9 protein-coding genes and 1 pseudogene are annotated in these 10,046 nt (G+C 53.9%); all 10 read right to left on the bottom strand.

Annotated features, from left to right (window positions below):
* Positions 1 to 71: 71 nt before the first annotated feature.
* The 10 genes and pseudogenes from G0A00_RS18195 to G0A00_RS18145 all read right to left on the bottom strand — a co-directional run bounded on the left by G0A00_RS18195 (position 72) and on the right by G0A00_RS18145 (position 10,035).
* A complete protein-coding gene (locus tag G0A00_RS18195) occupies positions 72 to 1,028 on the bottom strand; it encodes an ATP-binding protein (RefSeq protein ID WP_164185249.1) in 957 nt (318 codons plus the stop codon).
* Positions 1,025 to 3,178 (bottom strand): Mu transposase C-terminal domain-containing protein, encoded by a 2,154-nt coding sequence (locus G0A00_RS18190; protein ID WP_164214221.1) that lies wholly within the window; start codon positions 3,176 to 3,178, stop codon positions 1,025 to 1,027. The genes G0A00_RS18195 and G0A00_RS18190 overlap by 4 nt, the downstream gene beginning before the upstream one ends.
* Positions 3,175 to 3,975 (bottom strand): hypothetical protein, encoded by an 801-nt coding sequence (locus G0A00_RS18185; protein ID WP_164185251.1) that lies wholly within the window; start codon positions 3,973 to 3,975, stop codon positions 3,175 to 3,177. Before G0A00_RS18185 ends, G0A00_RS18190 begins: the two co-directional genes overlap by 4 nt.
* Positions 3,976 to 4,157: 182 nt before the next feature.
* Positions 4,158 to 4,394 (bottom strand): helix-turn-helix domain-containing protein, encoded by a 237-nt coding sequence (locus G0A00_RS18180; RefSeq protein ID WP_095881164.1) that lies wholly within the window; start codon positions 4,392 to 4,394, stop codon positions 4,158 to 4,160.
* Between the two features lie 80 nt (positions 4,395 to 4,474).
* Positions 4,475 to 4,687 carry a hypothetical protein gene (locus tag G0A00_RS18175; RefSeq protein ID WP_164185252.1) on the bottom strand — a complete coding sequence of 71 codons (213 nt, stop codon included), beginning with the start codon at positions 4,685 to 4,687 and terminating at the stop codon, positions 4,475 to 4,477.
* A gap of 8 nt (positions 4,688 to 4,695) precedes the next feature.
* On the bottom strand, positions 4,696 to 5,745 hold the full coding sequence (locus G0A00_RS18165; protein WP_203595429.1) for a hypothetical protein: 1,050 nt from the start codon (positions 5,743 to 5,745) through the stop codon (positions 4,696 to 4,698).
* Positions 5,742 to 6,065: pseudogene (locus G0A00_RS18160) on the bottom strand (DUF3883 domain-containing protein); the annotation flags it as partial. The pseudogene G0A00_RS18160 and the gene G0A00_RS18165, both read right to left, overlap by 4 nt.
* 81 nt (positions 6,066 to 6,146) lie before the next feature.
* Positions 6,147 to 7,796 (bottom strand): DUF262 domain-containing protein, encoded by a 1,650-nt coding sequence (locus tag G0A00_RS18155; protein WP_164185254.1) that lies wholly within the window; start codon positions 7,794 to 7,796, stop codon positions 6,147 to 6,149.
* Positions 7,787 to 8,782, bottom strand: coding sequence for a hypothetical protein (locus G0A00_RS18150; RefSeq protein ID WP_164185256.1), 996 nt, complete (start codon positions 8,780 to 8,782; stop codon positions 7,787 to 7,789). The genes G0A00_RS18155 and G0A00_RS18150 overlap by 10 nt, the downstream gene beginning before the upstream one ends.
* Positions 8,779 to 10,035, bottom strand: a complete 1,257-nt coding sequence (locus G0A00_RS18145; RefSeq protein WP_164185258.1) for an AAA family ATPase — start codon at positions 10,033 to 10,035, stop codon at positions 8,779 to 8,781. Before G0A00_RS18145 ends, G0A00_RS18150 begins: the two co-directional genes overlap by 4 nt.
* Positions 10,036 to 10,046: the final 11 nt, after the last annotated feature.

Here is a 10,046-nt window from a genome sequence, read left to right as displayed (position 1 = left end):
CCTCGCGATCAGCGACGCTCACGGCTTCCTACACCACGCCGCGGGGCACTATCCCTTTTGTAATTGCACGTTCATAGCCCCCTTCGCCCGTCCAAGCTGACATCTGTGGGTATGCTGACGAAATCTTCGGCGATGAACGGATTCATCTCTGCCAGGCAGTCGAAGCGTTGCGCATGGGTGGACCGGAAATGCTCAATCTCTAGCACCTTGTCGCGAGCGACCAAAGCCGCTTTTAGAGCCAAGATGCAGATTTCACAAAGTTCGCCGAAGGCGTAATAGGAGGCGTGAAGCAACCTCTCGGCAAAGTCCCGTGTCTTCACGCTTTTGCCGAGCTCTAGCCCCATCCCCCGACAATAGCGCGCCAGAACCTTTATTGCCCGAGACGCATCGATGCCGGGATCGAGATCAGTCATGTGCACAACACTGTACCGGCGCTTGAACTGCTGGTCCGAGTTGAGGATTTCCGCGAACTCCGGGGTGCCGATCAGGATGGGGATGACCTGTCCTTTCTGAGGCTGCACCAGTGATTTCAATGCGTCACGCATGGACTGGCGGTCCTTGGCGCCTGCGGCACGCACATGCTGGATTTCGTCCAAGACCAAAACTTGCGTCTGTAACCTCTCGATGTAGGCGGCAACGTACTGCCATATGTCCTCGGCGGAATCGCGAGCCTTTGGCGTCCAACCATATTCCAATGAAATCAGCATGCGGAGCTTGCGAAGGGTTACATCGTCCCGGAGCGGAACGAAAACATGGCCGCGCGGAGAATGACCTACGGCCGTTCTGTGTAGACCGAGGGTTTCGAGCGAATGCAGGACGCTCTTGGTCTTGCCGGTCCCGCTCCGGCCTAAAACAACGACGCCTCTGGCGTCGAAGGGGTGTCCAAGTTCTTTCGCCGCAAGGAACTCCCGAAGAGAACCTTCTATCTGACACGCGATGCGTTGCGCGTCAGAATTCTCGATGAAGATGTCGCGGCGCAATGCCTGGACACTGCGATCGACGTCGCTCGGCTGAAGGACGAGTGTCATAGATCACCTCCTTCCTGCCACCAGGTGGTGTCTTCGTCCGGATCTCCGTCATCGTCAGGAACATCAGTAGAGGGAGAAAGAGCTTCGACCGATGGTGCATCACTTTGTCCGACGTCAGGATCGCCTATGATGTAGCCGATCCCGTCAGTGGAGCGTTCCAGCCCCTCCAAGTCCGGCCCCTCGTTTTCGATGACCGAGAGCCCGAGGTAGAGCTCCTTTTCCAGGCGCTCCACGTCCTCTGCGGTGGTCTGTTGCGGCAGCACGCCCATGATACGCATGGCTTCATTCGCCCGAGAGCGCATTGCCTGAAGCGCATCCCATATGGTGTCGGCAGCAAGGGCCGCCTGCCCAGCGTAACGGCGTCGCAGAATCCGTCCGACGGCAACCCATTCGTCGAGTTTCACCCCGTGAAAATTCTCGACGCTGCACTCAACCTCAAGCCATTCCTTGTCGGTCCAGACGCTGATCGTGCCAATGTCATTGGGGTCCAGATAAAGCGCAACTTTGGCGTTCTGAGGCCGACGACGCAGCTTCTGAAGCATCCCAGAGTTGTAGGCAACCCCGAGAACCGAGAGGCCTTTGGCTGTTACCTTTCGCTCCAGCGATATTCCGAAAGCCCGGCGCCGCATGGTGGCGGGCAACTTTGGCGGAAGCCCGACTGTGCCGCCGAGACGCTCCAAGGCCGCCGCAGGCGTTTCCCCAAGGAGGCCAGTGTGAGGTGTGTTGTGATAGACATCGACAATGTAGCGGATGAAGAGCAGCGCCAGTTGGTCGTCAGTTAGAACGGCCGTTTCTTCTGTCGGATAATCGCCGCGCTCTTTCGGGTTCGAGAAAGTCCTTCCCGGCACATAGGGCATGGCGCGATGCGCCAGCGTCAGAAAAGATCGCTCGATTACCCCTCGTAATTGAGGCTCGCCGACGTTGGGGTAACTGTAGGAGGCGTATGTCTCATTGACCGCTCGAGTCGTCGCACCTGCGCGGAAGGCAGATCCGGTATCGCTTTCGATGCCTTCAAACGGAAATCCTCGCCAGGCGGACTTCGCGCCTGCGGCAGCTGCCAAATCCGACTTATCTCGTGTCGACATTTCCAGCGCCCGAATGGCTAATGCTGAACTCTGTGTCGACGCGATGAGCAAGCCCACGATGTATCTGGTCGCGACGTCCAGGACGACGTAAAGCCATCGACGCCCGCGTGGCAGCCGGTCGATCGTCTTCTGATCAAGCCCCTCTCTGATGGGCCCATTCAAGATAATCGTACGCGCATCCATCTCCCACTCGTCCACTAGGAATCCCTGACCAGGGCGGGTTGCCCGATTGGTCTTGCCAACACCCAAGTAACGGCGCTTTGCGATCGCGCGGCCCTCACGGCCAGCGTCGACCTCCAAACGATCAAAACGCTTCAGCCATTCCCACAGTGCTGTCTTGCCACGCGTTTGGAGCAGCGGAAGCATGGAGGCCTCTCGTCGTTCGTTTTCCCGACGCACCGCGTTGATCGTGTTCTCAACGACTTCACGGCCCGTGTGGCGCTGGTTCTGCAGATACTCTCTGAGGTGTCGTTGGATGAAAAGGTAGCTTTCCTGGTCGATATCGACCTTGGAGGCCCTCCCGCGCTTATCGATGAGCGCATCCATGCGGCCACCCGCTTTTTGGACAGCGCGATACCACCGCAGGATGCTTGCCGGGGATGCGTCGAAACCAAAGCCGTTGCCGTTGGAACTAAAATACTTAGCCCTATAGATCTCGTGGAATGTCTTCCACTCCTCTGCGGCATAGGCCTTGATCTGCGGGTAATGCTGCTCGACGCTATAAGGACGAAGGATAAGACCGCCCTCGGAGTACCTCTTGGCCAGGCCACAAACGAAAAACCACCGATTGCAGACGAGCGTCTGGTTCGTCGGCGTTAACGCTGAGAGGCAAGTATAGGGCTGAGGCCGAGACTTTGCTTCATCCACGCTTTTGGGAAGCTTTTCGTAATTCCAGTCTGGTCGCTTCATGATGTCATGCAGGGTGGCCCAAGAAAACCTCTCGACTGCGGCCGACCCGTCATCTCGTCGGAAGAACGCGTGCTGGTCGTCGGCCTCCTGGAAGAAATATGGGACCGAGTTGATGTGGTAGCGTGTGACCCTGCCGAAGTTCATTCGGATTGTCATTGCGGCCTCCGAACGATCGAGTGAAGGTTGATGCTTCCGCTGCTAATCAAGCCCAAGCGCTGTTCAAAGATAGCTCGGTACGCAGCACGGAAACCCCGTGAGCCGGTACGGCTGAGAATTATCAGATCAGCGATGGTTAGCTCCCCGTCGAGCTTTGCCACGGTCTCTCCAAGGCGCGCGTCAGCATCAGCATCCGGGCACAGCGCAAAGCGTAGATAGGTGGCGGCGTTCACCGCTGCAGTACGGGAGAAGCACTGCTCCGTCACCAAGCGCAGTTCATCCGCCACTTCGGGCACCGCTGCGCATCGGATTCGCGTTAAGTCGGACAGGAAACGGCCAGATGCCAAGCGTGACGTGGGCTTCACCGCCACAGCGACTTTACGCCCGGTTTTGTGGGTGATCACCAGATCTAAATAGTGGATGCCTATGGACCCGTCTCCGCGACGGAACCTGACCGGACCCACTTGCTCCCGAACTTGAAGAACCGACGGGTTAGTGAGCGTTAGAGCAAGATGATGATACTCGGTTTGGCTGTCCAGGCCATAGATCCGCGGCAAGCGCGTCTCAAGGTCGGGAAACACCGCAAAAATACGGCAGGCATTTCTGGATCTCGGATTGATTGTACGCTGACCTCGGTAGCCAAGCACGGGGCTATCTTCACGGAAGATTTCCCCGAGATCATCCGGAAACGCTTCTGTCGGGCCATAGGCCCTACGGAAGGCTTCTGGCATCCCGGAGAGGTCGCGACCGACCGGCGTGACCGGCGCGTATAGACTGCGTTCGATTGGCATATTCATGGCAAAGCATCCCTGTTTCCGGGCCGTTCGGCACCGGATTGCGAGGACACGCAGGAGCAAGCCGCTCACGCGTGCCTGTTGACTTTTCGCTGGTGTGGTGGGATGAAAGAAGGGACCAACCTACCAAGGGCTCTGCACGCTTCGCGCTGCGGGGCCTTTGTTCTTTCATCGAGATCGATGGTTTAGGTCATTGAGGCTTCTCCTTCGGGTTGGGCGAGAAGCGAAGCCAGTTCCTCGGGGTCCTCGCCAAGCAGGCGCGCGATTTCAGTTATGACCGGAAGGCTCTTCCGGTGACCGCCAATGACCAGGCTGATCGTAGAAGGATTGCGCCCGAGATGGGCCGCAAGTTCTTTGATCGTAAAGCCTGCCTCTATCCGCAGACGACATTTGATGATCTCGGCTGCGCCGTGGATTTTCATGTGCGAACCTTGGGCAATTCTAATTGACGGATGCCCGAATCATGTGGGTTCGCGATTCGCAAGTCAACTGGGGGAGCGAATCATTCCTGTTTGTTTTCAATGGGATGTCTAAAGTCATTTTGACATTTAACATGTCTACCGGGTGAAAGCAGAATTTGCTTGGCCGATCCGCGACATTCGATGAAAAATCGAGCACCACCGACCAGGCGTGACATTGACCGCTTCATGTCGAGAAGGTGGTCGCGGACATTCGCGCTGTTGTCGCCCAGCCCGCCATGCTGCGCGTAAGCCATGATGCCACCTAGCTGATCGGGAGACCTGGGCGTCCGGCTCCACAAACGGGGCAACGGCGCTGGAAAATATCAGACCCGTTTGCCCCGTACCGATGGTCGCAGCTTTGGCACCTTAAGATATAGGTGACCTGATTATGGTCGTTTCCCGGCAGGTCGGTGCGCGTCACGACCTCCTGCAGGTTGCGATTTATGAAGCCAGGCTCTGTCGTTTTGCCCCCGGAAGCGGTGCGCTTCTTGCGTGGTTCGCTCTTGGTCATCTGTGGCGGCCAAGATGCTCCCAAGATCCATCCCTCCACCAACCCGGTAGCTGCAATCGGATCAGGCATGGGAGCCGCCAGCGCATTGACGATCTCACCGCACTGATCTGCCTCCTGTAACCAGCGTGCAATCGCATAGGCATCATGCTGGTCCGGGGTTCGCTCCTCCTTGGGGTAAGCGGCGCTCCAAAGCCTCGGATAGGCCTCGGCGATCACTGACGTGCCCGCAGCCGGGGTCCATCCATCGAAGGGCCAGAAGTGTAACTCGGGCCGCTTTGCCCGAATTTGCCGCAACCATGGAATGCCCGCGTGGGTCGACTTGGCGACCGCCCCCTGCACATCGAAATGAAACACAGACTTGGCCGAACCAGTCGCTTCTTCCGTCAACCGGCGCCAGCGTCGTTCGCCCGTCCGCGCACCACCATTTCCGACATGCCCGTGCCGGACGAAATCAACATAGGTGTGGGGTTGATCGGTGGGCCAATGCAGGCAGAAGTCATCAAGGAAGGCTGGCCAATCCGGCTCCAATCCATGGCGCTCGAAATAACGCATCGGGAAAGAGAAGGCGTGATCGATGCCGACGATCGTGGGACAAACGCTATCAAGCTCTTGTTGTAGCCACTCCGCCAGCCCTCTTCGGGTCCAGTATTTCTTGGGACCCGGTGGAGGCAAGACTTCATGCGCCTCGCCGTCGCCGACGGTTTCATAGACCCTCAAGCCCTTCAGGCTGGCCTCGGCGGTCTCAGCCCCCGAATAATCAATACCGATCGTGCGGGCGAACATGCGGTGGCTTTGCGTCATTGAAAACTGGCCTGGAAGTTGGTGGCGGTGAGCGTGACATGAGCGTCGAGCGGCGGCCTCAGCTCAAAGGCCTGAGGAGCGCGCGCGAAATCGTAGAGACGGAACAGATACCAGTCGTCGCGGCGCTCGGCGGCGACCTCCAGCTCGTTCCGTGAGATGTGGAATGGCGTGCGCTCCCACCCATTGGTCGTCTTTACCTCGATCAGACGTTCGCGCCCCTCCGGGCTGAAGCTCGCGATATCATAGCCCGCGCCGTCGCCATCCTCCTTTGCGACCCAGCGAACACGCCATGCCAAATCGTCACGATGGTGATGCTTGAGCACTTGGAGCCTGATGGGAAACAAGGTTTTTGAACGCGGAGCCGCATTGAAAAACAGGTTCATACTTTTAGCCTGTCAGTATTACGGCGTTATAGAAACTCCCATTTCGATAAGGTGCGGCTGATAGAAGTCCTTTTCAACCGACGAAATCTTTTCCTCCCTAAGAGCGACGAATTCTTGGTGGCGTCCGTTTTTAACCGCAGCCAACATCTCTTCAGAAAGCAAAAGTTTCGAAGCTGTCGTCTCAGAAATACTGGCAGAGTTTAGCTCATCTCTCAACTTTGCTGCGTCTGCCGGAGCTACGAGGAACCGATTTGCATAGCTCGAATAAATTATCTTCTTGGGATCAGTTCGCGGCAGCAGCTGGACCAGAGCTTCCCTACCGTACCTCGTAAGCAGTTCGTGCCCCTTCAGCCCGGCTTCGGTGCGCCCCAGATCTGACCAAGTCACGGAGTAGGCCTCCGCTAAACGTTGAGCAAAAGCCTTGGCTCTCACTGACCTAAAGTCAAATTTTCGATTTAGCCTTTTAACTTCGAATGGATCGAAGCTGCTCAGCTGCCACACGTCATCAGCCAAGCCCCTTTCAAGGTCTTGTCTAGCTTTCTCGATTCGGTCTCCAGACATGCCCGCAAAATACTCGCAATAAGTTGTCGTCCAAAACCATGAGGTTAAACGTTCCACTTGACGATCAGAAAGGATAGGAAAGTTGCGGAATGAGTTTGTTATCAGGACTAACTGAAAGGCGTAGGGTAGGAGATCAGGCCTGCTAATACCACAGTGCTCTTTAAGAAACTGTATCGATCTCTTGCAAGCCGTACCTACGCGAGCGACAACGTCTGGATCATCTTTAAGCGCCGCGCCAATTTCGTCAGCATTTTTAACATATACGCCGAACCCCAAAGCAATCTTGCATGCTTTCAGTAAGATATCATCGTCTAGGCCAGACCAGCCTAATTCCGATAGATCAGCGCTTTTAACTTCCCGTATTCTCGCATTAAGATCGAAATTCTGGCCCCAGCTAAGCGCATGAATCATATGGGCTTCGCTCATTGCCCTACCTTGACTATTCAGTCTCTGGAATGTCCTCGTTGCCATCTCGATGTCTTCAGTGACAATCGGTATAACTGGAACCTTATAATCTCTAAACGCGGAAACTAAGCGGTCACATTTCTCGAGATTTTCGTCCACTTCTGCGTCCGTACCCTTTAAGCCTCTCTGGAAACGCAGCATCCCTACACTGTCAAAGAGTAGGTTAAGTGGCAAAGTTTCGCCATGACGAGAGAGATGCAGATCCTCAGACTTAACAAAATCATCGACAGAGAAGTCGTAGTGAACCTCAAAGTTCTCTGTCGGCGGCTCTCCATCTGGAGACAAAAACTCATCAGCTTCGACGTCAATGTCGGTCACTGGCGAAAGAGCACCAAGCAAAGTCGAAAGCCTTTGGACTCCGTCAAGAAGATACTGAGGGATCGATGATTTGGAGCGAATCTTGAACGGTCCTAAATTCTCATAGCATTCAAGCTTCTGCTCGTTGGCCCTCCAAACCATTACTGCACCCATAGGGATGCCATCCCTAATGCTACGCAGTAACTCAAGGCGATCCTCCCAACTCCATACGAGTGGGCGTTGAAACTTGGGAACTTGGATGGTTCCTTCGCGAATCTCCTCGAGAAGTTTGCTTAAGAAGGTGACGTGCGGGTCGGAATGATAGCTTGGAGTTCTCATCTGCATTGCACCAGAATTTCATTTATCATACCGTTGACCTCTCCCCAAGCGTCAGAGTCATTAACTGTCTGAGCGTTTTGCACCCAATCCGCAGCGTATAAATCCCCAGCTAAGTTATCGCCAAAGCCCTCATTAAGTGTGCAGAGGTCGCCATCCGAAACGTCACTGTAGAGGGTAATAGCTCCGGCTTGGATTCCATCTTTGTCCACTTTTAGGCCGCGCTTCATATGGAAATGACTGCGCTGCTCAAGGTTGAGTTTGCAATAAGAGGTAAATATTTTCTTCTTATTGCTCCTGGCCGACTTTGGTGACTTATTCACCCACGTATTCAGCCAGTCTCGTGACAGGTAATTCTCGATCGCACGGCGCCGCAGCACGTGTGAAAACACACCATGCCTGTCACATACATCCTTTGCTATCATAGCCTCTTTCGAGGCCGCATCTGGGGAGGGCGCATCGGAGTCGAAGACTGCAGAGCAATTCAAGTAATTTACTCTTCTCTCATTGGCGTAATATTCCACCTTCTTAGGAAGTTCCGTAATCCCGCCGCAGTGCTCGAATGAGAATAAGTTTGCCGCTTCCAGCTCGCGAATTTTATTAAATTGATCATGGGTGGAAAATGTAAGTAAGAAATCTCGGTCCGCACCATTGTTCTCGACAAAGACTTTAAACGGCTCGTAAATGAGACGCTCGGCGGCACTCAAGTCAAGTACCAAGCTCTCGCGATCGTAGCATTGATCAGTATCATTACAAACCAGCACGCTGTATTTCGCCGACTCAAGCGCTTCAAGACTTATGCTTGTATCTAGTGCTACTCGCCAGTTCTCTTGGAGGGATGCTCCGAGGCCTTCAAACCATTTTAGATATGCTTCATCTTCTGGATGGCACACGTACAGGCGATGGCGGCCTTTGAGAGCTATATTCGCCATGAAAATGAGTGACATTGTGCCGTTATCGCTAACAAAGCAACTCCTGTTTAGCTCAAAAATCATCTTTCGATCTTCTTACGTGTTTCAAAGATTTCACGCGCTATTTTCGAATTCTTTCGATAGACATCAATGGGCCAGTTATCTTTAATCGGGCGTGCACCTTCATCAAGCTCGATAACTTCAACGACAGCTCCCATTTCTGTGCCGCGTACCCAGTGAATCGCGATGTCATTCGGGCTGACCTCGCCCCTCGCAACCGCTAGCTGCAATCCGAGCAACAGGTTCTCAGAATGAGTCTCGACCAAAATGCTGCAGTTCTCATTCTCTGAAATTACTCGACAAAACAGGTCCGCAAGGTGTGCGTGAGCGTCTGGATGGATATGAAGCTCAGGGTGCTCCAGAGAGATAACAGGATTTGATCCCAAGACATTATGCTGCGCAAGGGTTAGCAGACTGACCACAGGAAGGACTTGCCCCATGCCTTCACCGGTATCGATGATGTCTACGTCAATATTTAGATCGGCATTTGGATGAAGCGTAAAGCGATGTCCGGATTGGTTTCCTATAGTTATCTCACTCCGTACAAATAAGTACCCTGTCGCCTTCTGGTACCAATTCGAAATATCGGCGATCACATCATCATCGGCGGATTGAAGTCTGGAAACCACTCCATCACCGCGATATGATATTTTCCTCGCAGGCGTGGTTTCGGTATGAAATCTACCCGGCACGGTGCAATCAGGTGCGAGGGATACGAAATTTCGACTGAATTTCCTCAGCTCGTGTGCTAGCGGCGCTAGGAACGGCGCAAGCCGCTCCGAGTACTTCAGCGGAACAAGACCATCAAATGTGATTTCTTCGTCGAAGATCTTCTCTTGATCGTCGAAAAAAGCGTAACTACTCAAAGCATTTTCAAGAGGAAGCCCATAGGGGTTCCAATCTAAAACAATAGATTTAGAGTTTTCAAATGCATTAATCTCAAGCCTCTGAATGATCTGAGAGTTCTTTTCCCGCACCTCAAATACAGTGAAGTTGACTTCAAAATGCTCAAAAGCCAAGCCAAACTCGAGCCTTTGAGAAGAGTTATATTTCGACAAAATGCTTTGAAAATTGGATCCTCGGATAGCGTCCGACCCTAAGTTAATTGGCGCGAAGCTCGTTCCATCCGTCGAATCCGCGAGTATCTTCAAAAATCTCAATGCCGCACTTTTGCCCGCACTGTTGTACCCGTAGAAAAGAGTAATTGGGCGGATTTTGAACTCAGCTCGCCGAGCAAAGGCTTTATAATTTTCTAAATCAAGACACTTTATGGACATTTTTGATTGGT

Origin of the sequence: Salipiger sp. PrR002 (genome assembly GCF_010500775.1) — a bacterium.
Lineage (GTDB): Bacteria > Pseudomonadota > Alphaproteobacteria > Rhodobacterales > Rhodobacteraceae > Salipiger.
The sequence above is the reverse complement of the archived record's forward strand: the minus strand, read 5'-3'. Positions and strand labels throughout refer to the sequence as shown.